Raw genomic sequence first — 24,788 nt, forward strand, 5'->3', positions numbered from 1 at the left:
CGCCCGTCAGGCGCCCGGGATCACCGGCACGGTCCCGGGCCCGGCGTCGGGTCCGACCGCCGTCCAGTACTGATCCGGGCGGACCTGCGCGGTGCCCAGCTGCTGCACGCCTCGACTGTCGGAGACGTAGACGGCCGTCGGCGAGGCCGCGATGTCGACGACCGGCGGCTTGAGGTTGCCGCTGACCAGCTCGATCGGCTGGGTGCCGACGATCGAGGTCTTCCACACCGGCACGTCGACGGCGAGCCGCGCCACGTACAGGGTCTTCGCCGTCGCCCAGGCCACCCCGACCGCCGCCCCGTCGGCGCCGGGGGTGAGCGGGTACACCCCGGTCAGTGAGCCCGCACCGACGTCGTTGACCGAGATCACCGCCAGCATCGTCCGACCGCCGACCACCAGCGCCACCCGGACTCCGTCGGGCGAGACGCGCAGGTCGGTGATCGGCCCGGGCGCGACCGCCGCCACCGCGCTCGCGTCGACCGGAATCGACCGGGCCGTCCCGCTCGCCTGGTCGTAGACCCACTGCATCGGGCGGCCGTCCACGACGACGTAGCCGGAGTCGGCGTCGGTCCCGAAGGTCGGCTCGGTCATCGACGTTCCGGTCACCGCGGCCACCGGCGTCCCGCCGTAGGGGCCGACCATCAGCGTCCGCTGCCCGTCGCGCACCACGACGGCGGCCACCCGGGTCAGATCGGCGGAGACGGCCGCCGACTCCACGTCGTGCCCGGCGCCGAGCTCGCCGCCGACCGGGACCGCTCGATTGCCGGTGAGCCGGGTCAGCGCGCCATCGCGGACCAGGTGCACCGAGTCCGCCGACCGCGGCGCCGAATCCGGCTCGACCGCGCTCACGTCGGCCGGCCGCCAGCCCGCCTCCCGACCGGCGACCAGCGGCGCACCGTCCGCGGTGATGCGGTAGGTGCCGGAGATCCCGGCGTAGTCGAGCGTCCAGACGATCTGCGCGGCCAGCATGGTCCGGTGTCGTTGATCGGCGTCGCCCACGTTCCCCAGGGGGATCGAGACGGTGTCGCCGGAAGTCGTCGCCGGCCCGGTCAGGGTCGCGCCGCGCGCGGCGCCCAGCGCCACGGCCCCTTCGAGACCGGACGACGGTCCGCCCAGCAACCGGTTGACCAGGACCGACGCATCCGGTTCGGCGCCGAAGAACCAGCGCGGGTCGGCGATCAGTCGAGTCAGGGTCCGATCCGGGAAGAACAGGTCGGCCTGCCGGTAGGCGGTCAGGAACTGGGAGGTGTCGGTGACCGCCCCCGGATGCAGGTCGCCGTTGATGCGCCAGGACCCGTTCTCGCGCGTCAGCGACAGCGCGATGATCTCGGGGCCGGCCGCGGGCCGGAGGCTGCCGTCCGGGGAGAGCACACCGGTCTTGGTGGCGCTGACGCGGAGCCGGACCGCGGTCTCGGTGCGTTCGTCGATGACGACGCCGACGTCGCGGACGATGGTCAGATCGCCCTGATCGTCCCAGCGTTGACTGGCGCCGGCGGTGAGAAACTTGCGCGCCGACCGGTGCCCGGCCGTCGGATCCGACATCGCCTTGAGCAGGTTGCGCGCCACCGTCTCCGGATCGTCGCCCCGGCGCGGCGCGGGCACGATGTTGGTCGGCCGCTTCCGGTCGAAGGCCTGCAGCGGCTGCGGCGGCGACGACACCGGGATGTCGACGCAACCGGTCAGCACCAGCGCGGCCGACAGCAGCCATGCCACCAGCACCGTCACCCGCTTCATCGCTTGCCCTCCGCGATCGGTTTGAGCGGCAGCGGACTGCCGAGCAGCTTGTGGCCCCGCACCAGCGGCAGCGTCAGCCGGAAGCAGGAGCCCTCGCCGGGCTCGCCCCATGCCTCCAGCCGTCCCTGGTGCAGCCGCGCGTCCTCGATGCTGATCGCCAACCCCAGGCCGGTGCCGCCGGAGCGACGCACCCGCGACGGGTCCGACCGCCAGAACCGGTTGAAGACCAGCTTCTCCTCCCCCGGCCGCAGACCGATGCCGTGGTCGCGCACCGTGATCGCGACCGCGTCACCGTCCGAGCGCATGGTGAGGGTGACCGGCTTGTGTTCGCCGTGGTCGATCGCATTGGCCAGCAGGTTCCGCAGGATCCGCTCCACCCGCCGCGGGTCGATCTCGGCGAACACCGGTTCGGCGGGCAGGTCGACGATCAGATCGCTGCCGGTCTCGGCCGCCAGGTGAGCGACGGTGGAGACCGCGGCGTCGACCGGGACCGCCATGTCCATGCGGTCGGCGACCAACTCGGCCATGCCGGCGTCGTGCCGGGAGATCTCGAGCAGCTCGGTCAGCAGCGTCTCGAACCGCCCGAGCTCCTTGTCCAACAGCTCCACCGAACGCCGCTGCACCGGGTCGAGGTCCTCGCGCCCGTCGTAAAGCAGGTCGGCGGCCATCCGCACGGTCGTCAGCGGGGTGCGCAGTTCGTGGCTCACATCGGAGGTGAACTGGCGTTGCAGGCCGCCGAACTCCTCGAGGTGGTTGATCTGTCGGGACAGGCTCTCGGCCATGTCGTTGAACGCGACCGCCAGCCGCGCGAACTCGTCCTCGCCCTGGACGGGCATCCGCTCCGACAGCCTGCCGTCGGCGAACCTGACGGCGATTCTCGTCGCCGCGCGCAGCGGCGCGATCACCTGGCGCGTCACCAGCCACGCGATCGCAGCAAGCAGTCCGAGGAGCACCACGCCGCCGGTCAGCAGGGTGCCCCGGACCAGCGAGACGGTGTTCTGTTCACTGCCCAGCGGGAACACCAGATACAGTTCCAGCCCCTGAATGGGGCTCTCCACCGGGCTGCCGATGATCAGCGCGGGCACCGAGTCGCCGCCCTGATCGATCGAGGTGTACTGGAAGGCGATCTGGCCGCCGGCGACCATCTTCCGGAGCGCGGCGGGCACATCGTGCACCGGCCCGACCGCGACGTCCTGATCGGCGGCCGTGTCCGGGGGAACCACCAGCACGCTGTCGAACGAGCCGGCCACCGAGGCGCCCTGCGTCGATTCGGTGTCCTGATCGGTCAGCAGCGACCGCGCCCGCGCCAAGCGGTTCTGCACCGCGGTGTTCGACTCGGCACTGCTCAGCACGCGTTCGACGACCGACCGCATCCGCGCGATCTCCTCGGAGGCGACCTCCTGTTTGGCGTCGAGCAGCCGACCGGTGATCTGGCTGATCAGCACGAAGCCGAGGATGAGCAGCACCACGAACGACAGAGCCAGGGTCGACACGATGACCCTGGTCTGCACTGATCGGCGCCAGATCTGTCCGACGATCCGCGCGACCGCGGCGGCGCCGCGCCGGATCAGCGCCAGGAATCGGTCGATCAGCCCCCGGTTGATCCGGCGGCCCCCGATCACGGCGGCCCGGCCTTGTAGCCGACCCCTCTCACGGTGAGCACGATCTCCGGATTCTCCGGATCGATCTCGACCTTCGCCCGCAGGCGCTGCACGTGCACGTTGACCAGGCGGGTGTCGGCCGGGTGCCGGTAGCCCCACACCTGCTCCAGCAGGACGTCGCGAGTGAAGACCTGGCGCGGTTTGCGGGCGAGCGCCACCAGCAGGTCGAACTCGAGCGGCGTCAGCGAGATCTGCACCCCGTCGCGGGTCACCTTGTGCGCGGGCACGTCGATCTGCACCGGCCCGATCGCCAGCAGCTCGGCCGGATCGTCTTCGGTCCGGCGCAGTCGGGCGCGGATGCGGGCGACGAGCTCCTTCGGCTTGAAGGGCTTGACCATGTAGTCGTCGGCGCCCGACTCCAGGCCGAGCACGACGTCGACGGTGTCGGTCTTGGCGGTGAGCATCACGATCGGCACGCCGGAGTCGGCGCGCAGGACGCGGCACACGTCGATGCCGTTCATGCCAGGGAGCATCAGGTCCAGCAGCACCAGGTCGGGGCGGATCTCGCGGACCGCGGTCAGGACCTGCGTGCCGTCGCCGACGACGAACGGCTCGAAGCCCTCGTTCTTCAGAACGATGGTGAGCATCTCGGCGAGGGCAGCGTCGTCGTCGACGACCAGGATGCGCGGCTTCATGCCTGCCATGGTGTCACCTCGCGCCCGAATCCGCCGGTGCGACACGCCTTCACCGCCGGACGAGGCATCTCCAGACGTCTCGGAGGCGACTGAATAGACTGTCGGGCGTGGGCATTCTGGTGGCCGTCGAAGGCCTCGACGGAGCAGGCAAGAGGACCATCGTCGGCCGTATCGAGCAGGCCGTCGCGCAGCGCGGCGCGTCGGTGACGACGCTGGCCTTTCCCCGGTACGGCGAGTCGATCACGGCCGACATCGCGGCCGAGGCGCTGCACGGCAGGCACGGAGATCTTCGCGACAGCGTGTACGCGATGGGATTGCTGTTCGCGCTCGATCGCGCCGCGGCGCGGTCGGCCCTGCGCGCGGCGGTCGCCGAGCACGACCTCGTGCTGTGCGACCGGTACGCGGCCTCGAACGCCGCCTACAGCGCCGCCCGGTTGAACGAGGGCGCCGACTCCCCCGTCGTCTCGTGGGTCGCCGACCTCGAGTTCGGGCGCTTCGCGCTCCCGGTCCCCGACCACCAGCTGCTGCTCGGGGTCCCGCCGGAAGTGGCGATGAGCCGCGCCGCCGGTCGTGCCGAGACCGACGCCGACCGACCCGTCGACGCCTACGAGCGCGACGCTGATCTGCAGCGCGCCGTCTACCGCGTGTACGGCGAACTGGTGGAGAGCAACTGGATGTCGACGTGGACCTGGGCCGACGGCGACGCCGCCGTCGACTCGGTGCTGGCGCAGTTGGGCTGACCGGAAGCGAGAACCGCCGGGGCGACGATGCGATCGTCGCCCCGGCGGCCTGCGGTGGTCGGGAGTCAGTACCGGTAGTGCTCCGGCTTGTACGGGCCCTCGACGTCGACGCCGATGTACTCGGCCTGGTCCTTCGTCAGCTTGGTCAGCGAACCGCCGAGCGCCTCGACGTGGATCCGCGCGACCTTCTCGTCGAGGTGCTTGGGCAGGCGGTACACCTCGTTGTCGTACTCGTCGCCCTTGGTCCACAGCTCGATCTGCGCGATCACCTGGTTGGCGAAGCTGTTGCTCATGACGAACGACGGGTGGCCGGTCGCATTGCCGAGGTTCAGCAGACGTCCCTCCGACAGGACGATGATGCTGTGCCCGTCGGGGAAGACCCACTGGTCGACCTGCGGCTTGATGTTGATCCGGGTCATGCCCTCGGCCGATTCCAGGCCGGCCATGTCGATCTCGTTGTCGAAGTGGCCGATGTTGCCGAGCACGGCCTGGTTCTTCATCTTCTTCATGTGCTCGAAGGAGATGATGTCGAGGTTGCCGGTGGCGGTGATGACGATGTCGGCGTTCGCGATGGCCTCGTCGACGGTGACGACGTCGTAGCCGTCCATCAGCGCCTGCAGGGCGTTGATCGGGTCGATCTCGGTGACCTGAACGCGCGCGCCCTGACCCGCGAGGGACTCCGCGCAGCCCTTGCCGACGTCGCCGTAACCGCAGACCAGCACCTTCTTGCCGCCGATGAGGACGTCGGTGCCGCGGTTGATGCCGTCGATCAGCGAGTGGCGGGTGCCGTACTTGTTGTCGAACTTGCTCTTGGTGACCGAGTCGTTGACGTTGATCGCCGGGAAGTCGAGCTCACCGGCAGCGGCGAACTGGTACAGGCGCAGCACGCCGGTGGTGGTCTCCTCGGTGACGCCCTGGACGGACTCGGAGATCGCGGTCCACTTGCCCGGGTCGGCGGCCAGCGAGCGGCGCAGCAGCTCCAGGAAGACCTTGTACTCGGCGGGGTGACCGGCGTCGGCCGGCGGCACGACGCCCGCCTTCTCGAACTCGGAACCGCGCAGCACCAGCATGGTGGCGTCGCCGCCGTCGTCGAGGATCATGTTGGCGTGGCACGGCTGACCGTCGACCTCGGGCCAGGTCAGCATCTGCTCGGCCGCCCACCAGTACTCCTCGAGGCTCTCGCCCTTCCACGCGAACACCGGCACGCCCCGCGGCTCTTCGACGGTCCCGTACGGGCCGACGACGACTGCGGCCGCCGCGTGGTCCTGGGTGGAGAAGATGTTGCACGACGCCCAGCGCACCTGCGCGCCGAGGTCGACGAGCGTCTCGATCAGGACCGCGGTCTGGACCGTCATGTGCAGCGATCCGGAGATCCGGGCGCCCTTGAGGGGCTTGACGTCGGCGTACTCGCGGCGCAGCTCCATCAGCCCGGGCATCTCGTGCTCGGCCAGACGGATCTCCTTGCGGCCGTAGTCGGCCTCGGAGAGGTCGGCGACCTTGAACTCGACGCCGTTGCGGATTTCGGTGGTCAGAGCGCTGTCGGGCGCGGTCATCTGGTCCCTCTCGATTGAAAGTCAAAGATCTTCGAACGACGGTACCGGTCGCCGTCGCGGCGACCGGTACCGTGTCCTGGTTCTCTTACGCTATCGCGCTCACGTGACGGCGGTCGGGCCGCCGCCCGGCGCGTCGTCGACGGTCGCGAACCCGGGCAGTTCCTTCCGCTCGCGCATCCCCAGCACGGAGTGCTTGACGCCGTACGAGAGGTAGACGACGATGCCGATCATCATCCAGACGACGAAGCGGACCCACGTCTCGATCGACAGGTTGATCATCAGCCAGAAGCAGGCGATGACCGCCAGGATCGGAACCAGCGGGACGAGCGGCACGCGGAAGCCGCGCTTGAGGTCGGGCCGGGTGCGCCGCAGGACCACCACGCCGATGCACACCAGCACGAAGGCGAACAGCGTACCGATGTTGACCATCTCCTCGAGCGTCCCCATCGGGAAGACGAAGGCGAGCAGCCCCGACACGAAGCCTACGATGACGGTGATCCGCACCGGAGTGCCCCGGCTGCCGGTGTGCGCGAGCCCGCGCGGCAGCAGGCCGTCGCGCGCCATGGCGAAGCCGACGCGGGTCTGGCCGAGCAGCATCACCATGACGACCGTGGTCAGGCCGGCGAGGGCGCCGATGTTGATGGCCCACTTGGCCCAGTCGATGCCGTGTGCCGCGAAGGCCGTCGCGAGAGTCGACTCGTCGCCGGAGAGCTGCTTGTACGGGACCATGCCGGTGAGCACCAGCGAGACGCCGACGTACAGGACGGTGACGATGGCCAGCGATCCGAGGATGCCGCGCGGCAGCGCCTTCTGCGGATTCTTGGTCTCCTCGGCGGTGGTGGCGACCACGTCGAAGCCGATGAACGCGAAGAACACCAGCGAGGCAGCCGCCAGCAGGCCGTACCAGCCGAAGTTGCTGCCCTCGCTGCCGGTCATCCACGAGAACAGCGTCTGGTGGATGCCGGTGCCCGCACCGCTCTTGGCCGCTTCGGCGGGCGGGATGTACGGCGTGTAGTTCTTCGTGTTGATGTAGAACGCGCCGACGATGATGACCAGCAGGACCACGGCGATCTTGACCGCGGTGATCACCAGCGAGACCCGCGAGGACAGCTTGGTGCCCAACGCCAGCAGGGTGGTCAGCGCGACGATGAGCACCAGGGCGCCCCAGTCGAAGGTGTGACCCCACAGGACAAAGGTGTTGTGGCCCTGCCCGATGATGTTGCCCAGGTACAGCGACCAGCCCTTCGCGACCACCGAGGCGGCGAGCGCGAACTCCAGGATCAGGTCCCAGCCGATGATCCAGGCGATGAACTCGCCGAAGGTCGCATAGGAGAAGGTGTACGCCGACCCGGCGACCGGGACCGTCGAGGCGAATTCGGCGTAGCAGAGTGCGGCGAGCGCACAGGCGACGGCGGCCAGCACGAAGGCCAGCGAGACCGCCGGGCCCGCCACGTTGCCCGCGGTACGGGCGGTGAGAGTGAAGATGCCGGCGCCGACGACGACGGCCACGCCGAAGACCGTGAGGTCCCAGGCGGTGAGTTCTTTCCGGAGTTTGCTGTCGGGTTCGTCGGTGTCAGCGATCGACTGCTCTACCGACTTCACGCGACCGAATGGATTACCCACGAATGTGCTCCCTTACTGAAAGGATGCGGGTTCGCCGCTGAATTGATGTAGGGGTGGGTGTGGAGGGGATGGACGGATCGACCCGCGTCAGGTGTCGCGAGTGGGGTGGGGTTCGGCCGCCCGACTCACGTCGTCGGCGAGCATCGCCGCATCCTCGTCGGGCAGATCGGTGACCTCCGGGTGCGTCGACAGGAAGACGATGCTGGCCAGCAGGCCGCCCCACACGACGATCGCGGCGACGACGAGCAGCACGATGGCGGTGGCGGTCATCGCACGCCCTCCTTCGCCGGCTCGACCCGTTCGGCGTCGGCGCCCACCGGGGGCCACGGAGTGAACCCGGGATCGTCGCGCCCGTTCCAGCGAATCGCGGTGAAGACGGCGGCGAAGACCACCAGCAGGGCCACGGTGCCCCACCCGAAGACGCCGACGTACCAGGCCGGATAGCCTTCGTAGCCGTTCTTGATGAGGTCGTAGACCTTCTGGACGAGCATGATCCCGAGGAAGACCGGCGCGTACAGGCCGATCACCGGGATCCACCAGCGCCCGACCTTGAAGGTCGAGACCGCGTTGAGGTGCCCGCGCAGTGTTTCGACGGTGCGCGCCAGCCACACCACGATCACGCACATGGCGATCGCCGAGACGACGATGCCGATGTTGTTGGCGAACTGGTCGACGGTGTCGAGCGCGATCAGACCGGTGGTCGTGGAGAACAGCCCGAACGACACGATCGCGGTCACCACGCCGACGCTGACCGACGCGGTCTCCTTCGACAGGCCGAACTTCTCCTGGAAGGCCACCGAGACGCCGAGCATCAGCGAGATGAGCGAGGTGAAGCCCGCGATGGCGAGCGAACCGAAGAACAGGGCGCCGAAGAAGGCGCTGCCGGGCATCTCGGAGATCACCTTCGGGAAGGTGATGAACGACAGCGTGGGCCCGGTGATCCCCTCGAGTTCCCCGACCGACTTGCCCTGCTCGTGCGCCAGGAAGCCGAGCGTCGAGAAGACGCCGATGCCCGCGAGGATCTCGAACGAGGAGTTCGCGAAGCCGACGACCAGTCCGGAGGAGGTCATGTTCGCCTTGCGCCGCTGGAACGAGGCGTAGGAGATCATGATGCCGAAGGCGATCGACATCGAGAAGAAGATCTGGCTGTAGGCGGCGATCCACACGTTGAGGTCGCTCAGGGCGCCCCAGTCCGGGGTGAACAGCGCATTGAGGCCGTCGGAGGCGCCCGGGAGGGTCAGGGCCTTGATGACCAGCGCGGTGAAGCCGAGCACCAGCAGCGGCAGACCGACCGCGTTGAGCTTCTCGACGCCCTTCGCCACGCCCAGCGCGAGGATGACGATGATGAGCACCCACACGATGATCAGCGGCCAGGCGACGCCGCTCACGAGTTCGCCCGAGACGCCGGGGTCGCCGACTTTCAGGTACTCGCTGAGGAAGAACGTCTTGGAGTCGTCGCCCCACTTGGTGCCGAACGAGAAGTAGAAGTAGCTGAGCGACCACGCGATGATGACCGCGTAGTAGGTGGAGATGACGAACAGGATCGCCGTCTGGAACCAGCCGAGCGCTTCGGCCCTGCGCCACATGCGGCGGAAGGCGAGGGGTGCGGCGGCCCGGAACCGATGGCCGACCGCGTAATCGAGGAAGAGGATGGGGATGCCCGCCGTGACGAGCGCGATGAGGTAGGGAACCAGGAAGGCGCCGCCGCCTCCCTCATAGGCAACACCCGGGAATCGCCAGATGTTGCCCAGACCCACTGCGGACCCGATCGCGGCAAGGATGAAGCCGCGGTTACTGGTCCACGTCTCCCGCCCTTCTGGGGCCGGCGACTGAACTGTGGTCACTGAAGTGACTCCTTTCACATTTCTGCTGACGTGTGACGACGCTAGCGCATCGGCGCGCCCGCGGAGGTCGCATCGGCGTCAGTTGATCTTCAGGAAAAGTTTCTCGCCGCGATCGATGTCCGGTTCGAGATAAATCACCCGTGCCTGCGGCACCGCCGCCCGCATCCGCGCTTCGGCGCCGTCGATGGCGACCGCGATGGCGACGGCATCACTGCCTGGGGCGATCGCGATCTTGGCGGCCACGAGGAGCTCCTCGGGCCCGAGATACTGGGTCTTCATGTGAATGACGCGATCGACGGTCTGACCGGGGATCGCCGCACGCAACGCCGCCTCCTCGGCCTCGGTGGCGCCCTCGCCGATCAGCAGACTCTTCATCTCCACGATCAGCACGGCCGCGATCAGGCCGAGCAGGACGCCGATCGACAGGGTGCCGACGCCGTCCCAGATCGCGTTGCCGGTCAGCATGGTCAGTCCGACGCCCGCCAGGGCGAGCACCAGGCCGATCAGCGCACCGGTGTCCTCCAACAGAACGACCGGCAGCTCCGGGTTTCGCGAGGTCCGGATGAACCGCCACCATGAGGCGTCCCCCTTGAGCGGCGCCGACTCCTTGCGCGCGGTGTGGAAGCTGTAGCTCTCCAGGCAGATCGCCACGACCAGGATCACCACTGCGACCAGGGGCGAGTCGAGCCCGTGGTCGCCGGCGTGGCGGATCTTCTGCACTCCCTCGTACAGCGCGAACAGCGAACCCAACGCGAAGATGACCAGCGCGACGACGAACGAGTAGAAGTAGCGGCTGCGCCCGTAGCCGAAGGGGTGCAGCCGATCGGCCTTGCGCGTGGCGCTGCGCTGGCCGAGGAGCAGCAGCCCCTGGTTCGAGGTGTCGGCCACCGAATGGACGCCTTCGGCGAGCATCGACGACGAGCCGGTGATCGCGAATCCGACGAATTTGGCGACGGCGATGCCGGCGTTCGCCGCCAGCGCGGCGACGATGGCTCGCGTCGAACCTTCTGTGGACATGGTTGAGGGCCTTCCGGATTCGACAGTGGTCTGCGGACTTGCGGTGCGCAGGAAAAGACTAGTCGCCACGGCCCGCCGACCTCGGGAGGGCCGGACCGGGAATTAACCGGACCGCAGTCCGGTTATGCTGGGTGACAACCACCGCGTGAGCGGCCAGAGGACCTAAGGAGCGAGCGATGCAGTTCGGCATCTTCAGCGTCGGCGACCTGACCACCGACCCCACCACCGGCACCACCGTCAGCGAGCACGAGCGCATCGAGGCGATGACCGCCATCGCGCTCAAGGCCGAAGAGGTCGGCCTGGACGTGTTCGCGACGGGCGAGCATCACAATCCCCCGTTCGTCCCCAGCTCCCCGACGACCATGCTCGGCTGGATCGCGGCCAAGACGCAGAAGCTGCGGCTCAGCACTGCGACCACGCTGATCACGACCAACGATCCGGTGAAGATCGCCGAGGACTTCGCGATGCTGCAGCACCTGTCGAACGGGCGCGTCGACATCACCCTGGGGCGCGGCAACACCGGCCCGGTGTACCCGTGGTTCGGCAAGGACATCCGACAGGGCATCCCCCTCGCGGTCGAGAACTACCATCTGCTCCGCAGGCTGTGGCGCGAGAAGAACATCGACTGGGAGGGCCGCTTCCGCACGCCGCTGCAGGGCTACACGTCCACCCCCGCACCGCTCGACGACACGCCGCCGTTCGTCTGGCACGGATCCATCCGCTCGCCGGAGATCGCCGAACAGGCCGCGTTCTACGGTGACGGCTTCTTCCACAACAACATCTTCTGGAACACCGAGCACACCGAGCAGATGGTGCGGCTGTACCGGCAGCGCTTCGAGCACTACGGGCACGGCGCCGCCGACCAGGCGATCGTCGGACTCGGCGGTCAGGTCTTCATGGCCGAGACCGAGGCGGAGGCCAAGCGCCGCTTCCGGCCCTACTTCGACAATGCGCCGGTGTACGGCCACGGCCCGTCGATGGAGGACTTCACCGAGATGACTCCGCTGACCGTCGGCACCCCGGAGATGGTGATCGAGAAGACCCTCTCGTTCGCCGACTACGCGGGCGACTACCAGCGCCAACTGTTCCTGCTCGACCATGCCGGACTGCCGCTGAACCAGGTCCTCGAGCAGGTGGAGATGCTGGGCACGCTCGTCGTCCCGGTGCTGCGCGCCGAGTTCGAGCGGCGCCGCCCGGCCCACGTGCCGTCGGACCCGCCGACCCACGAGAGCTTGGCGGCCGCCGGCGCCGACGCACCGCACCGCCTGGTCACCCCCGCGCAGGCCGGGGCGACCGCAGCGGCCGGAGGTCGGTGACATGGCACGGAAACTGCTGGTGATCAGTGCGGGCGTGTCGACGCCCTCGTCCACGCGGCTGCTGGCCGACCAGCTCGCCGACGCCGTGGTCGCGGGAGTCACCGCCCGTGGCGAGTCGGTGACCGTCGAGGTCCTGGAACTGGCGCCGCTGGCGGCGTCGTTGGCCACGACGGTCACCTCCGGAGTCGCCCCCGCCGAGGTGACCAGGGCCCGCGACGCGGTCGCTGCGGCCGACGGCGTGATCGCGGTGACGCCCGTCTTCGCGGCCTCGTTCAGCGGATTGTTCAAGATGTTCTTCGACGTCCTCGATCCCGACGCGTTGACCGGTGTGCCCGCGCTGGTCGCCGCGACCGCCGGCACGCCGCGGCACAGTCTGGTCCTCGACCATGCGCTGCGACCGTTGATGAGTCATCTGCGCGCCGATACGGTCCCGACCGGAGTGTTCGCGGCGACCGAGGACTTCGGCACCGCCGAGCTCGGCCGTCGCGTGCGCCGGGCCGCCGCCGAGTTGGCTCAGCGGCTCGTCGGGACGGCCGCGGTCGCCGGCTTCGGCGGCCCCACCGAGCTCGACGCCCCACGTCGTTCGAACGGCGCGCTGGACCTGGGCGAGGTGACGCCCTTCGCCGAACTGCTTCGCGGTCACACCGGCGAGTGACCCGCCCGCACGACCGTGCCCCTCGCGCCGCCGGGGGCACGGTCGCGGTCCGGCGTCGGCCCGGTCAGCCCGAGAAGGTCTTGCCGACGCGCAGGTCGGTCTCCCTCATGTGCGTGGCCGCCTTGTCGACGCCGACCCCGAGCGCGTCGAGCCGGCCACGGGCGTCGAGGAACACCCGGTCCCAGGCGGCCTGCGCCTGCTGGTACTGCGCGGCCGCGCCCGAGTCCCAGTGCGACGACAGGGCCGCCACCTGCCGTTTCAGCTGACCGGAGAGTTCCTCCAATCGCTGGAAGTGTCCGCGCAGATCACTCGACAGGGTGCCGAGGTTCGCAAAGTCGTAACGAATGAGCCCACCGCTCATGTTCTCCCCCTTGGTAATTCGTGAATTGAGCTGATCCGGTGCCGGACTGTCGCAGCCCGGTGGCCGCCTCGGCCGGGACTACAGCGACAGCCCGCCCTGCATCCCGGTGAAGGTGCCGGCCACCGTCGCGTCTTCGTCGTCGTAGCCGCGGAAGCCGGTGGTCAGCCTGGTCTCGATGTCGTTGAGCGCGGCCTGCAGCTTCACCGCGATCGCATGCCAGTCGGTGTGCGTGCTCTCGAACGCCGTCGACGCCCGGCCGTCCCAGCCGGACCGGCCGCTGACCGCCGACTTCTGGATCTGCCCGATCGTCCGCTGCATGTCGTCGACCACCCCCTTGATCGATGCGGCCGAGGCCTGACCGGCGGCGATGTCGAGTCTGAGTCCCTGCATGGTGTCGTCCGTCCTCTCATTGGTGCTCTTCGTGCTTCTCTATCCACCACCGGATCACGCCGATCCGGTGAAGTCCTGGTCGCCGAGTCCGAGGGCGAGCGCCACATCGAAATCGAGGGAGTCCGCCGTCGCGGCGGCCAACCAGTCGGGCGTTGCCGCCGTCGCGGGCGGCGCCGCGGGAGCGGCCGCGGCGACGATCGACGCGCGCGGTCCGTCGTCGCCTCCCCTCGTCGCGACCGGGGCGAGTGGCGGCGCCATCACCGATGCGGCGGTCGCCGGATGCGACAACGACGCGGTCACCGCGCTCGGTGTCGGCGATGCCGCCGACGCGTTGGTGGTGGTCGGCCTGTCCGCGAGCGGCGCGGGGTCGGCGGCGACGCCCGCGGTCGCGGCGACGGCCGGGCCGACCGCGGCGCCCGCCCCTGCGGTCGACATCTTGGCGCTCACCGACCCGGAAGCACTCGCCCCACCCGAAGCGCTCGACGCACTGGACGCGCCCGCCCCGCCGGCGGCGGGCGTTCCTGGCGTGCCCGGCGGAGCGGTCGGCGGAGTGGTCGGCACTGCGGTCCGCTCACAGGTCGGTGCACAGGCCCCGGCGGTACCCGCGGGAACCGGAGCGGCCGGCGGCGGCGCGTCGTGCTCCGCCGTGAGGCCGGTGCCCGAGAGCAACGACGTCGCCAGGCCCGTACCGGCCTGCACGAAGGGCAGCGCCGATTGCAGCAACTGCGCGGCGAGACCGAAGCCCGCATCGTCGGCTCCCCCGGCCGGAATGCCGGGCAGTCCGGTGACCGGCACCGGCCGCCCGTTGGCCGCCATGTGCGCGGTCGGTCCGGCCAGTTGCGCACGGGTCGCCGCCACGACGCCGAGCCCCTCGGCCAGCCCTTCGGCGGCCACCCCCACCGCGGCGAGCTGCCCGGGCGGAGTCGCCAGCGTCGGCGCCATCGCCGTCAGCAGGCCCGCGGTCTTGGCGATCACGCCGTGCAGTTGCGCCGCACCCGTGGCGACGATGGCCGCCGCGGCCTGCAGATCGGCCGACATCCCGGCGCCCTGCGCCGCGAGCAGTCCCGCCTCGCCCGCCGTGCGGAGCGCGGCGGTCACCGCCGCGGCCGCCCCCTGCCCGGTCCAGACTCCGTCGAGTGCCCGCGTCGCGCTCAGCAGTCGATCGACCCCGCCGTTGATGACCCCGGTGATCTGCTGATGGACATGGGCCGGATCACCCGACCCGCCCGCCTCCGGGCAGCCGGTCCCGAAGACCTCGAGGAGATCGGTGATCGGTCTGACCAATGCGGTCGGATCGATCGACGGCAGCACCGGGAGTGCGGGCAGCGGCGGAATCTGCAGATGCAGCGGCGCGGGCACCGGTGGGACGCCGGCCGCCTCCGGCTGCCCTCTGACCGTCTCCGGTGGGCATTCGGTGCCGACGACCGAGCGGCTCATCACACCCCGATTCCGCCGGCGCCCGCACCGTCGGTCTCGGCGAAGGCCGCCAGGCCCCGGGTCGCGGCCACCGCGGTGGCCGCATGGGCCGCCGCGAGTCGTCCGACCCCGTGCAGATGATTCGCCTGAGCCACCGCGTAAGCCGCGGCGAACTCCTGTCCGATCAACCCGAAGACCGCGGTCACCGCCGCTCCGACCGCCACGGTGTCGACAGCGCCGACGGCTCCCGTGGCGGTGCCCAGTGCCGCGGCGGTCGCACCGAAGGCCTGCACCTCTTGCGGGTGCACCGTCATCTGATTCATCTTCTCCCCCTGTGTCGAAACGACGATCGGACCTGCGGTCCGGCCGTCAGAAGTTTGGACGCACGCCGGCGCTGTTCGGTTCCATCGACATGCCGGGAGCCCCGGCGAGCGCCTCGAACTCGGCGAAGAACTCCTGCATGATCGCGGCCCGGTCGGTGAAGACGTCGGTGGCGGCGCGGACCGCGGCACCGACGATCTCGTCCGACAGCCGGGCCGCCTTCCCTCCGCCCGCTCCGGCCTGGATCTGCAGGTCGACGAGGGCGCCGTTCCCGTTGACCGTCACGCGCACGCGGCCACCGTCGCCGACGCCGGCGGCCTGGAGGGACTGCAGGCGCCGATGCACGTCTTCGAGTGCCCCCAGCTGCCGCTGCACTCGGTCGGTGATCGCATCCAACTCGGCGGTCATCGGCGCCCCCTCACCGCGCAGGCGTCGGCGGCGGCCTCGGCGGCCACCAGTTCGGCGCGGGACGGGAGCCCGAGCAACCCCAGCGTCTCCTCGTCGACGCCGTCGCCGACCAACTGGGCGCGGTTACTCACTCCGGCCGCGGCCCCGGCCAATCGACACAGTGCCAGAATCTCTTGCGCCAGCGCGTCCGGCGACCGTCGCATGGCCGCTGCCGAGATCCGCATCCGGACCGGAAGTCCGGCGGCCGTGCACGTGATCGCCAAGGCACCCGACCGGGACCGAACGCTGGTGAGGCCCTCCGGCCCGGTGACCGGCTCTGCGAGTTGTTTCACTTCTGCCATGCCCCTTTAGACGCACGCGAACCCGATTCGGTTCCATCGGGTCGCTTGCGGGCGTGTCGTCGGCGGCGGGCGGCGAGCTACTCGATCGTGCGCACGGTGTTCGCGGCGCCGGGACTCGCACCGACCGGCGCGGGCCCGGCCGACTGCGGCGCCGCCCCGAGGCCCGCCACGAGCAGGTCGGTCAGGTCGGCCCGCCACCGCTCGTCGAGGCCGTCGTGGCCGCGCACCACCGCCGCCATCAGCGCGGCGCCGAACGCGACCTCGGCCACCAGGCCCACGTCGATGCGAACGTCGACGCCGTCATTGCGCGCGGCAGCGGCGAACCGTTCGCCGAGGTCGTCCCACACCACCCGCCCCAGCCGATCGGTGAGTTCGGCGAGCAGATCCGGGTCGGCCGACAGGTCGCTGATCAACCCGGTCATGGCGCCGAGAATCGAGGCGTGCGACATCATCAGGGCGCAGTTGTCCACGACCGACGCCATCTCGTCGCGAATGCTCATCCCGGCACGTCGCGGCGGGATGGCGGCCTCCTCGGGGAAGACCGCCGAATGCACCAGATGCAGTTTGCTCGGCCAACGCCGCCGGACCGCGGGCACCGAGGTGCCCGCCCGCGCGGCGACCGCGGTCAAGGTGAGCTCGGCGTAACTGCCCTCGGCGAGCAGCTCCAGGGTGGCCGCCAGCACTGCGCGATCGATCCGATCGTCCCGCGGACGCCCGATGTTCGTCGGCTCCACCGCCGCACCACCTCCTGTCGACCATGATCACTGACTGGGACGACCTCCCCCAAACGGCAGTCGCGAGCCGCACTCTGATGGCAGCAGTTGACCCAGCTCACATTCTGTCATTACATTACGTTCTATTACGGAACGTAAGTGAGGAGGAAGCATGTCCGACGCACCCGCCACCGATCCGGTCACCACCGCCGACCTGTTGCACGCACGCCGTGACGACGACTCCCCCGCCCTCGCGTTCGAAGACCGCCGGTGGACGTGGCGGCAGTTCGTCGCCGAATGCGCGATCCGCGCCGCGGCCCTGACCGCCCTTCGCCGCTCGCCGTCGGCGGCGCCCTGGCACGTCGGCGTCCTCATGGACAACGATCCCGAGTATCTGTTCCTCATCGGCGGCGCGGCGCTGGCCGGCGCCACGATCGTCGGCGTCAATCCCACTCGCCGCGGCGCCGAACTGCGCGCCGACGTCGTCGGCACCGACTGCCAGACGGTGATCGTCGCCGACAACCACCTCGACACCGCACAGGCCTTCGCCGCCGACGTCCCGCTCCTGCCCGTCACCGGCCCGGAGTACCGCGCGCTGCTCGCCGACGCCGCCTCGTCGACGCCGGAGGACTGGATCGGTTCGGCCCCGGCCAACCACGACCTGCTGCTCCTGTTCACCTCCGGATCGACCGGCGCCCCGAAGGCGGTGATCTGCAGTTCCGCCAGGCTCGCCGCGATCGGCGTGCTGAACGTCCACGGCATCACCCGCGACGACGTCGCCTACAACGCGATGCCGATGTTCCACGGCAACGCGATCATGAGCGCCTGGGCCCCCATCGCCGCCGTCGGCGGCACCTACGCCCTGCGATCGAAGTTCTCCGCCTCCGGCTTCCTGCCCGACATCCAGAAGTTCGGCGCCACGTTCTTCAACTACGTCGGCTGGTCCCTCGCGTACATCCTCGCGCAGCCCGAACGCCCCGCCGAGTCCGACAATCGGTTGCGCTTCGGCTGGGGCACCGAGGCCTCGGCGCACGACCGCGCCGAGTTCACCCGCCGTTTCGGCGCCCCGATCAGCGAGTCGTACGGTGCCTCCGAAGGCGTCTGCGTGATCATCCGCGACGACAGCACTCCGCCGGGTGCGCTCGGCATCCCCAACCCGGCGCTCGGGATGGCGGTGGTCCGTCCCGACGGCACCGACTGTCCGCCCGCCGAGTTCGCCGCCGACGGCACCCTGTTGAACGCCGCCGAGGCCATCGGCGAGATCATCGCGCGCGGGGCGCCGCCCGCTTCGAGGGCTACTACCGCAACCCGGAGGCGTATGCGGCCAAGGTCCGCGACGGCGACTTCTGGAGCGGCGACCTCGCCTACCGAGACGCCGACGGCGTCTACTGGTTCGCCGGACGCACGAGTGACTGGATCCGGGTCGATTCGGAGAACTTCGCCACCGCACCGCTCGAACGCATCCTGACCCGCTTCCCCGGCGTCTCCGGGGCCGCCGCCTACGCGGTCCCCGATCCGCAGACCGGCGACCGGGTGATGGTCGCCCTCGAGTACCGCGGCGAGTTCGACGCCGACCGGTTCGACGACTTCCTCGATGCGCAGCCCGACCTGGGCACCAAGTGGACGCCGTCGTTCATCCGGGTCACCGACGCCTTCCCCCTGACCGCGACCCGCAAGCTCGACAAGGCGCCGCTGCGCCGGTCCGGCTGGCGGACCACCGATCCGGTGTTCTGCCGGACCGACGGTCGCTACCGACTGCTCGACGAGGCCACCGCGCAGCAGCTGGCCGACGAGTTCCGGGCGCACGATCGCGCCCACCTGATCCCGGGATGACTCCCTCCCCATGATGCGTCCCGGCTCCGACGGCCCCGTCCCTCCCAACGCAGACGTCGGAGCCGGGGCGCTCCCCTCACCGGGAGCGCCACGACCGGCAGCGGGTCAGTCGGCGACGCAGCCCAAGTCTGATCGGTCTCGCGTGTCGCGGGTCCGCTCGTTGCGCGCCGCCCACTGCTCCGGCGGCGGGTAGGCGACGCCGACGAGGTGCAGCCCGCGGGCCTGCGCCACCGGCACCTGCGCCGAGCGGCTCCGTTCGGCGAGCAGCGCGGCGCACCACTCGACCGTGCGTCGGCCGTCGCCGACCGAGGCGACCGCGCCCACCAGGGAGCGCACCATCGACCAGCAGAAGGCGTCGGCGACGACGGTGCCGACCAGCACGGCGCCGTCGCGGCGCCAGGAGAAGCGTTGCAGTTCACGGATCGTCGTCGCGCCCTCGCGATGGCGGCAGAAGGCGGCGAAGTCGTGCAGGCCGACGAGCTCGGCGGAGGCGGCGTTCATGGCCTCGACGTCGAGCGGTCTGGTCCAGTCGGCGGTGTTGCGCGCGAAGACCGGTTCGGCGCCCCAGGGCGCATCGGTGAGCCGGTACTCGTAGGTCCGCGCGAGCGCGGAGAATCGGGCGTCGAATTCAGCGGCGACGATCTCGATCTGCTTGACCCGCACGTCGTCGGGCAGCATTTTGGCCAGCCTGCGCACCAGGCGTGCGGGATCACCGCCGATCGAGCGAGTCTGCAGCGAGACCACCGGTACATCGCAGTGGGCCACCTGTCCGGTGGCGTGCACGCCCGCGTCGGTGCGGCCGGCGACGGTCAGTCGCACGGGCGCTCGCAGGACGGTGCTGAGGGTCTGTTCGACCGTCTCGCAGACGGTGCGACGTCCCGGCTGGGTGGCCCAGCCGGAGAAGTCGGTCCCGTCGTAGCCGATCAGCAGCCGAAGACGACACAGCCCGCCCTCATCGATGATGGGGGCGGGCGGTGTCGTCATGAAGATCAGCAACCGTTCGGTCGGCGCGCAGGGCACGCCGACCGGGCGGGTTCCTAGTCCTTGGCCTCGGTGGCCTCGGCCTCAGCCGGAGCCTCGGTCTCGGCGACCTCGGCCTCAGCCGGATCGGTCTCTTCAGCAGCCTTGGCCTTCGAAGCCGCAGCGCGGGTGGCACGGTTGGCCTCCGACGACGCGGTCTTCTCCTGCACCAGCTCGATCACTGCCATGGGGGCGTTGTCGCCCTTGCGCGGCATGGTCTTGATGATGCGGGTGTAGCCACCGTTGCGGTCCGCGAAGTGCGGGCCGATCTCGGCGAACAGGGTGTGAACGACGTCCTTGCTGCGGATGTCCTTCATGACCTCGCGACGGTTGGCCAGCTGGCCGGCCTTCGCGTGGGTGATGAGCTTCTCGGCGTACGGACGCAGCCGCTTAGCCTTGGCTTCGGTGGTGGTGATTCGGCCGTGCTCGAAGAGCGCCGTGGCGAGGTTCGCCAGGATCGCCTTCTGGTGGCTGGCCGACCCGCCGAGGCGGGCACCCTTGGTGGGCTTGGGCATGTCTTTCTCCTAGGAGGGACCGGCCGGTCTCTCGACCGGAAGTCCGTTGGTTCTGGTGACCAGTAGCTCAGCGGTTCGCTGAAACGCTGCGCGCCCAGGAACCGAGGTGGTTGGTGCGAGCCCTACAGCTGCTCGGTCTCGGCGTAGTCCTCGCCACCGTCGGCGTCGAACGAGGCGTCGTCCGACCACGTGCCGGTCGTCGGGTCGTAACCGGCGACCTGCGACGGGTCGAAGCTGGCCGGGCTGTCCTTGAGGGCCAGGCCCAGGCTGTGCAGCTTGACCTTGACCTCGTCGATCGACTTCTGACCGAAGTTGCGGATGTCGAGCAGATCCGACTCGGTCCGTGCAACCAGCTCGCCGACGGTGTGAACACCTTCGCGCTTGAGGCAGTTGTACGAACGGACGGTCAGCTCCAGATCCTCGATCGGCAGGCTGAAGGCCGCGATGTGATCAGCCTCCTGCGGCGACGGTCCGATCTCAATGCCCTCGGCCTCGACGTTGAGCTCCCGAGCCAGGCCGAAGAGCTCGACCAGGGTCTTGCCGGCCGACGCCAGGGCGTCACGCGCGGTCATGGAGTTCTTGGTCTCCACGTCGAGCACGAGCCGATCGAAGTCGGTGCGCTGCTCGACACGGGTGGCCTCGACCTTGTAGGTCACCTTGAGGACCGGCGAGTAGATCGAGTCGACCGGGATGCGGCCGATCTCGGCGCCGGTGGCCTTGTTCTGCACGGCCGGCACGTAGCCGCGGCCCCGCTCGACGACGAGCTCGATCTCGAGCTTGCCCTTGTCGTTGAGGGTCGCGATGTGCAGGTCGGGGTTGTGCACGGTGACGCCGGCGGGCGGCACGATGTCGGCACCGGTGACGGTGCCGGGCCCCTGCTTGCGGACGTACATGGTGACCGGCTCGTCCTCTTCCGAGCTGACCACGAGGCCCTTGAGGTTCAGGATGATGTCGGTGACGTCTTCCTTGACTCCGGGGACGGTGGTGAACTCGTGCAGGACACCATCGATGCGGATGCTGGTGACCGCCGCGCCCGGGATGGACGACAGCAGCGTGCGCCGCAGCGAGTTGCCGAGGGTGTAGCCGAAGCCCGGCTCGAGGGGTTCGATGGTGAACTTCGAGCGGTTCTCGGCGATGACCTCTTCGGACAGGGTGGGTCGCTGTGAGATGAGCATTGAGGTGGACTTCTCCTTGGGCCGCCCACTATTTGACGGCTTCGAGGGTGGACCGAGCAGCGGATGCCGCTCAGCTCGTCCGCGCGACCCGCGAAGGCCGCACGAACATCAGGGTTCGCAGTGGAGCTCGGTCGAGATTACTTGCTGTAGTACTCGACGATGAGCTGCTCGGTGAGCGGAACGACGATCTGCTCGCGCTCGGGCAGCGAGTGCACGAGGATGCGCAGAGTCGACGGAACCACCTGCAGCCAAGCCGGAGCCGGGCGATCACCGACGGTTTCCAGGGCGATCTGGAAAGGCGTGGTCTGCAGCGACTTGGGCCGGACGTCGATGATGTCGTACTGGCTGACGCGGTAGCTGGGCACGTCCACGCGAACACCGTTCACGGTGAAGTGGCCGTGGCTGACCATCTGGCGGGCCTGACGACGCGTGCGGGCGATGCCCGCGCGGTACACGACGTTGTCCAGACGCGACTCGAGGATCTGCAGCAGCACGTCGCCGGTCTTGCCGTTGCGACGGTTGGCTTCCTCGTAGTAGCGGCGGAACTGCTTCTCCATGACGCCGTAGGTGAAGCGAGCCTTCTGCTTCTCCTGCAGCTGGAGCAGGTACTCGGTCTCCTTGATCCGCGCGCGGCCGTGCTGGCCGGGCGGGTAGGGACGCTTCTCGAACGCCTGGTCGCCGCCGATCAGGTCGACGCGGAGACGACGGGACTTCTTCGTTGCGGGGCCGGTATAACGAGCCATGTCTTATCTCTTCCTTTCCCGCTAGACCCGGCGCCGCTTGGGCGGACGGCAGCCGTTGTGCGGCTGCGGGGTCACATCGGAGATGGTGCCGACCTCGAGGCCGGCGGCCTGCAGCGACCGGATGGCGGTCTCACGACCCGAGCCCGGTCCCTTGACGAACACATCGACCTTCTTGACGCCGTTCTCCTGCGCCTTGCGGGCGGCGTTCTCGGCGGCGAGCTGCGCGGCGAACGGGGTGCTCTTGCGCGAGCCTTTGAAGCCGACGTGGCCGGACGAGGCCCAGCTGATCACGTTGCCCTCGGGATCGGTGATCGAGACGATGGTGTTGTTGAACGTCGACTTGATGTGGGCGTGGCCCAGCGGGACGTTCTTCTTGTCGCGACGACGGGTGCCCTTCTTGGGGCCAGCGCTACGTGACTTGGGTGGCATTACTTCTTCTTCCCGGCGATGGTCTTCTTCGGGCCCTTGCGAGTGCGGGCATTGGTCTTGGTGCGCTGACCGTGGACCGGCAGGCCGCGACGGTGACGCAGACCCTGGTAGCAGCCGATCTCGATCTTGCGACGGATGTCGGCCTGCACCTCGCGGCGCAGGTCGCCTTCGACCTTGACCGAGGCCTCGATGTACTCGCGGAGCTTCGCGACGTCAGCGTCGGTCAGATCCTTGGCTCGCAGGTCGGCCGAAAGACCGGTGCCGGCGAGGATTTCCTTCGAGGTGGTGCGACCCACCCCGTAGATGTAGGTGAGCGCGATCTCCAGCCGCTTCTCGCGGGGGAGATCCACACCTGCAACACGTGCCATGTGGCGGTTTCCTAACCATTTTCAGAGGTCTGCTCCCAGTCCGTCCTGGACTCTGCGCCAGGCCCCGGCCTCTGAACCGGGGGTCGGCATCCGCGCGTCTGCGAATGCTGGTTCTGGGAGTTCTTCTCATACGACGATCTTCAGTTGTCTGTCTTCAAGCCGCCTTGAAGAAGCTGATCAGCCCTGACGCTGCTTGTGACGCAGGTTCTCGCAGATCACCATGACCCGACCGTTGCGGCGGATCACCTTGCACTTCTCGCAGATCGGCTTGACGCTCGGCTTGACCTTCACGTCAGCTTTCTCCCTTTAATCTTCCAGTGACGCATGCCGTATGGCGTGCGCCATGTCTCCGGACAGCAGGAAGCGACGCATCGCTCCCGGACTGCCCACAGAGGGCTACTTGTACCGGTAGACGATGCGTCCGCGACCGAGATCGTAGGGCGAGAGCTCCACGACCACGCGATCTTCCGGCAGGATGCGGATGTAGTGCTGCCGCATCTTGCCGCTGATGTGGGCAAGGACCTTGTGTCCGTTCTCCAGCTCAATGCGGAACATCGCATTGGGCAGGGGCTCGACTACGCGACCCTCGACCTCAATGGCCCCATCTTTCTTCGCCATATCCTCCGCGATTCTCCGGCGACCGGTCTCAGCCGTGTCTGCCGACTTCTGCTTCGTCTATCCGCTACGGTGGCGATATCGAACGGCTACCCGAGTCCGGCGCTGCGAGGCACCGGGCGCGGGCGTGCATGACCGCACGACGCACCGACGTTCTATGTTACGCCAGATCCACGACCACGCCAAACCGGGTCGAATCCCCCTTCCGGGACCGCGCCGTGAAAGACTGGACGACATGCGTCCATTCCTCATTCGCAGCGCCCTGACCGGCCTCGCCCTGTGGATCGCCACCCTGATCGTCCCCGGAGTGAGCTTCGACTACGGCGACCTCACCTCGTGGTGGGCCAAAGTCGGCATCGTCTTCCTCGTCGCCGTCGTCTTCGGCCTCGTGAACGGATTCGTCAAGCCCATCGTCCAGATCCTGTCGATCCCGCTCTACATCCTGACGCTGGGGCTGGTGCACATCATCATCAACGCGCTGATGCTGCAACTCACCAGCTGGCTGACGCACAACGTCTTCCACCACGGCCTGGTGGTGGAGAACTTCTTCTGGTCGGCGATCTTCGGCGCTCTCGTCGTCTCGGTGGTGAGCTGGCTGACCGCCATGGTCATGCGCGACAACGCCGGCCTGTGAGGGCGTCCGCATGCGTGCTGTGATCCAACGCGTCAGTGCGGCGTCGGTCACCGTCGACGGGGAGACGGTCGGCGCGCTCGATCTCGCCGACGGCCTCCTCGGCCTCGTCGCCCTGGTCGGCGTCACCCACGGCGACGATCAGGCCGCGGCGCAGAAGCTGGCGGACAAGATCTGGCGCCTGCGCATCTTCGACGGCGCCGATCGCCGCGAGGTCTCGGCCGCCGACCTCGACGCGCCCATCCTGGTCATCAGCCAGTTCACTCTCTACGCCGACACCGACAAGGGCAGACGGCCGTCGTGGAGCGCGGCCGCGCCGGGTCCGGTCGCCGAGCCCCTGGTCGACGCGGTGGTCGCAGCGTTGTCGGGCCTCGGCGCGACCGTCGCGACCGGAAGGTTCGGCGCGCACATGCACGTCGCTCTCGTCAACGACGGTCCCGTCACCGTCATCCTCGACACCTGATCGAGACGCTCGCTGAACGCCTGTATGCAGGCGCATCGGGCTAACTATCTCGATACGCTCGCTCACTTCGTTCGCGGGCTACTCGATAAACCTAGGGACCGCGCGGCCGCATACAGGGTTGTCGAGTAGCCACCGAGCGAAGCGAGGCGGCGTATCGAGACTGCATATCTCGATACACTCGCTCACTTCGTTCGCGGGCTACTCGATAAACCTGGGGACCGCCTGGCCGCACAGCAGCCAGGGTTGTCGAGTAGCCACCGAGCACAGC

30 protein-coding genes are annotated in these 24,788 nt (G+C 69.1%); 7 read left to right on the plus strand and 23 right to left on the minus strand.

What is annotated here, in order from left to right; translation table 11 throughout:
- Positions 1–6: 6 nt before the first annotated feature.
- From AAFO60_RS05535 to mtrA, 3 genes are read right to left on the minus strand one after another with little or no spacing between them, the layout of a single operon-like run.
- The gene (locus AAFO60_RS05535) at positions 7–1,734 is read right to left on the minus strand and encodes an LpqB family beta-propeller domain-containing protein (RefSeq protein WP_347955175.1); all 1,728 of its coding nucleotides are present in this window, start codon (positions 1,732–1,734) and stop codon (positions 7–9) included.
- Positions 1,731–3,356 carry an MtrAB system histidine kinase MtrB gene (gene mtrB, locus AAFO60_RS05540; RefSeq protein WP_347955176.1) on the minus strand — a complete coding sequence of 542 codons (1,626 nt, stop codon included), beginning with the start codon at positions 3,354–3,356 and terminating at the stop codon, positions 1,731–1,733. The genes AAFO60_RS05535 and mtrB overlap by 4 nt, the downstream gene beginning before the upstream one ends.
- Complete coding sequence (mtrA, locus tag AAFO60_RS05545; protein WP_347955177.1) at positions 3,353–4,039, minus strand: MtrAB system response regulator MtrA; 687 nt, start codon at positions 4,037–4,039, stop codon at positions 3,353–3,355. The genes mtrB and mtrA overlap by 4 nt, the downstream gene beginning before the upstream one ends.
- A gap of 98 nt (positions 4,040–4,137) precedes the next feature.
- Here mtrA and AAFO60_RS05550 point away from each other — a divergent pair, with 98 nt between their 5' ends.
- Positions 4,138–4,770 (plus strand): dTMP kinase, encoded by a 633-nt coding sequence (locus AAFO60_RS05550; protein WP_347955178.1) that lies wholly within the window; start codon positions 4,138–4,140, stop codon positions 4,768–4,770.
- A 65-nt stretch (positions 4,771–4,835) separates the two neighbouring features.
- Here the strand turns inward: AAFO60_RS05550 and ahcY are convergent, their stop codons facing one another.
- The 5 genes from ahcY to AAFO60_RS05575 all read right to left on the minus strand — a co-directional run bounded on the left by ahcY (position 4,836) and on the right by AAFO60_RS05575 (position 10,807).
- On the minus strand, positions 4,836–6,323 hold the full coding sequence (gene ahcY / locus AAFO60_RS05555; protein ID WP_347955179.1) for an adenosylhomocysteinase: 1,488 nt from the start codon (positions 6,321–6,323) through the stop codon (positions 4,836–4,838).
- A gap of 99 nt (positions 6,324–6,422) precedes the next feature.
- Entirely contained in the window at positions 6,423–7,946 is a 1,524-nt protein-coding gene (locus AAFO60_RS05560) for an amino acid permease (protein WP_347955180.1), read from the minus strand.
- 87 nt (positions 7,947–8,033) lie between these two features.
- Entirely contained in the window at positions 8,034–8,216 is a 183-nt protein-coding gene (locus tag AAFO60_RS05565) for a methionine/alanine import family NSS transporter small subunit (protein ID WP_347955181.1), read from the minus strand.
- Positions 8,213–9,790: a sodium-dependent transporter gene (locus tag AAFO60_RS05570; RefSeq protein WP_347955182.1), complete on the minus strand. Its 1,578-nt coding sequence runs from the start codon at positions 9,788–9,790 to the stop codon at positions 8,213–8,215. Before AAFO60_RS05570 ends, AAFO60_RS05565 begins: the two co-directional genes overlap by 4 nt.
- 78 nt (positions 9,791–9,868) lie before the next feature.
- A complete protein-coding gene (locus AAFO60_RS05575; protein ID WP_347955183.1) occupies positions 9,869–10,807 on the minus strand; it encodes a cation diffusion facilitator family transporter in 939 nt (312 codons plus the stop codon).
- Positions 10,808–10,983: 176 nt separating this feature from the next.
- On the opposite strand from AAFO60_RS05575, the gene AAFO60_RS05580 reads away from it, so the two are divergent.
- The gene (locus tag AAFO60_RS05580) at positions 10,984–12,123 is read left to right on the plus strand and encodes an LLM class flavin-dependent oxidoreductase (RefSeq protein ID WP_347955184.1); all 1,140 of its coding nucleotides are present in this window, start codon (positions 10,984–10,986) and stop codon (positions 12,121–12,123) included.
- 1 nt (position 12,124) lies between these two features.
- Positions 12,125–12,778: a CE1759 family FMN reductase gene (locus AAFO60_RS05585; RefSeq protein ID WP_347955185.1), complete on the plus strand. Its 654-nt coding sequence runs from the start codon at positions 12,125–12,127 to the stop codon at positions 12,776–12,778.
- Between the two features lie 64 nt (positions 12,779–12,842).
- Here the strand turns inward: AAFO60_RS05585 and AAFO60_RS05590 are convergent, their stop codons facing one another.
- The 7 genes from AAFO60_RS05590 to AAFO60_RS05620 form a co-directional block, all read right to left on the minus strand.
- On the minus strand, positions 12,843–13,139 hold the full coding sequence (locus AAFO60_RS05590; protein WP_347955186.1) for a WXG100 family type VII secretion target: 297 nt from the start codon (positions 13,137–13,139) through the stop codon (positions 12,843–12,845).
- A 78-nt stretch (positions 13,140–13,217) separates the two neighbouring features.
- A complete protein-coding gene (locus tag AAFO60_RS05595; protein WP_347955187.1) occupies positions 13,218–13,529 on the minus strand; it encodes a WXG100 family type VII secretion target in 312 nt (103 codons plus the stop codon).
- A 54-nt stretch (positions 13,530–13,583) separates the two neighbouring features.
- The gene (locus tag AAFO60_RS05600) at positions 13,584–14,966 is read right to left on the minus strand and encodes a hypothetical protein (RefSeq protein WP_347955188.1); all 1,383 of its coding nucleotides are present in this window, start codon (positions 14,964–14,966) and stop codon (positions 13,584–13,586) included.
- Positions 14,966–15,268, minus strand: coding sequence for a type VII secretion target (locus tag AAFO60_RS05605; RefSeq protein WP_347955189.1), 303 nt, complete (start codon positions 15,266–15,268; stop codon positions 14,966–14,968). Before AAFO60_RS05605 ends, AAFO60_RS05600 begins: the two co-directional genes overlap by 1 nt.
- A 46-nt stretch (positions 15,269–15,314) precedes the next feature.
- Positions 15,315–15,674 carry a YbaB/EbfC family nucleoid-associated protein gene (locus AAFO60_RS05610; protein ID WP_347955190.1) on the minus strand — a complete coding sequence of 120 codons (360 nt, stop codon included), beginning with the start codon at positions 15,672–15,674 and terminating at the stop codon, positions 15,315–15,317.
- Positions 15,671–16,006 carry a hypothetical protein gene (locus tag AAFO60_RS05615; RefSeq protein ID WP_347955191.1) on the minus strand — a complete coding sequence of 112 codons (336 nt, stop codon included), beginning with the start codon at positions 16,004–16,006 and terminating at the stop codon, positions 15,671–15,673. Before AAFO60_RS05615 ends, AAFO60_RS05610 begins: the two co-directional genes overlap by 4 nt.
- A gap of 86 nt (positions 16,007–16,092) precedes the next feature.
- Positions 16,093–16,749, minus strand: coding sequence for a TetR/AcrR family transcriptional regulator (locus AAFO60_RS05620; RefSeq protein WP_347955192.1), 657 nt, complete (start codon positions 16,747–16,749; stop codon positions 16,093–16,095).
- A gap of 151 nt (positions 16,750–16,900) precedes the next feature.
- On the opposite strand from AAFO60_RS05620, the gene AAFO60_RS05625 reads away from it, so the two are divergent.
- Together AAFO60_RS05625 and AAFO60_RS05630 are read left to right on the plus strand one after the other, a co-directional pair.
- On the plus strand, positions 16,901–18,196 hold the full coding sequence (locus AAFO60_RS05625) for an AMP-binding protein (RefSeq protein ID WP_347955193.1): 1,296 nt from the start codon (positions 16,901–16,903) through the stop codon (positions 18,194–18,196).
- A complete protein-coding gene (locus tag AAFO60_RS05630) occupies positions 18,193–18,561 on the plus strand; it encodes a hypothetical protein (RefSeq protein ID WP_347955332.1) in 369 nt (122 codons plus the stop codon). The genes AAFO60_RS05625 and AAFO60_RS05630 overlap by 4 nt, the downstream gene beginning before the upstream one ends.
- Before the next feature lie 105 nt (positions 18,562–18,666).
- Here the strand turns inward: AAFO60_RS05630 and truA are convergent, their stop codons facing one another.
- The 8 genes from truA to infA all read right to left on the minus strand — a co-directional run bounded on the left by truA (position 18,667) and on the right by infA (position 23,429).
- Positions 18,667–19,545 carry a tRNA pseudouridine(38-40) synthase TruA gene (gene truA, locus AAFO60_RS05635; RefSeq protein ID WP_347955194.1) on the minus strand — a complete coding sequence of 293 codons (879 nt, stop codon included), beginning with the start codon at positions 19,543–19,545 and terminating at the stop codon, positions 18,667–18,669.
- Between the two features lie 53 nt (positions 19,546–19,598).
- Positions 19,599–20,096: a 50S ribosomal protein L17 gene (gene rplQ, locus AAFO60_RS05640; RefSeq protein WP_347955195.1), complete on the minus strand. Its 498-nt coding sequence runs from the start codon at positions 20,094–20,096 to the stop codon at positions 19,599–19,601.
- Positions 20,097–20,218: 122 nt separating this feature from the next.
- A complete protein-coding gene (locus AAFO60_RS05645; RefSeq protein WP_347955196.1) occupies positions 20,219–21,271 on the minus strand; it encodes a DNA-directed RNA polymerase subunit alpha in 1,053 nt (350 codons plus the stop codon).
- Between the two features lie 137 nt (positions 21,272–21,408).
- Positions 21,409–22,014, minus strand: a complete 606-nt coding sequence (gene rpsD, locus AAFO60_RS05650) for a 30S ribosomal protein S4 (RefSeq protein ID WP_347955197.1) — start codon at positions 22,012–22,014, stop codon at positions 21,409–21,411.
- A 21-nt stretch (positions 22,015–22,035) separates the two neighbouring features.
- A complete protein-coding gene (gene rpsK / locus AAFO60_RS05655; protein ID WP_006895581.1) occupies positions 22,036–22,443 on the minus strand; it encodes a 30S ribosomal protein S11 in 408 nt (135 codons plus the stop codon).
- Positions 22,443–22,811, minus strand: coding sequence for a 30S ribosomal protein S13 (gene rpsM / locus AAFO60_RS05660; RefSeq protein ID WP_020790663.1), 369 nt, complete (start codon positions 22,809–22,811; stop codon positions 22,443–22,445). The genes rpsK and rpsM overlap by 1 nt, the downstream gene beginning before the upstream one ends.
- 177 nt (positions 22,812–22,988) lie before the next feature.
- Positions 22,989–23,102, minus strand: coding sequence for a 50S ribosomal protein L36 (gene rpmJ / locus AAFO60_RS05665; RefSeq protein ID WP_026917227.1), 114 nt, complete (start codon positions 23,100–23,102; stop codon positions 22,989–22,991).
- 105 nt (positions 23,103–23,207) lie between these two features.
- Positions 23,208–23,429 (minus strand): translation initiation factor IF-1, encoded by a 222-nt coding sequence (gene infA / locus AAFO60_RS05670; protein WP_005187701.1) that lies wholly within the window; start codon positions 23,427–23,429, stop codon positions 23,208–23,210.
- Between the two features lie 232 nt (positions 23,430–23,661).
- Between infA and AAFO60_RS05675 the strand changes: the two genes are divergently transcribed.
- Both AAFO60_RS05675 and dtd read left to right on the plus strand, forming a co-directional pair.
- Entirely contained in the window at positions 23,662–24,060 is a 399-nt protein-coding gene (locus AAFO60_RS05675; RefSeq protein WP_347955198.1) for a phage holin family protein, read from the plus strand.
- 10 nt (positions 24,061–24,070) lie between these two features.
- Positions 24,071–24,520, plus strand: a complete 450-nt coding sequence (dtd, locus tag AAFO60_RS05680; RefSeq protein WP_347955199.1) for a D-aminoacyl-tRNA deacylase — start codon at positions 24,071–24,073, stop codon at positions 24,518–24,520.
- The last annotated feature ends 268 nt before the right edge of the window (positions 24,521–24,788 follow it).

The sequence above is a fragment of the Gordonia aichiensis genome (assembly GCF_039946255.1).
Classification (GTDB): domain Bacteria; phylum Actinomycetota; class Actinomycetes; order Mycobacteriales; family Mycobacteriaceae; genus Gordonia; species Gordonia aichiensis_A.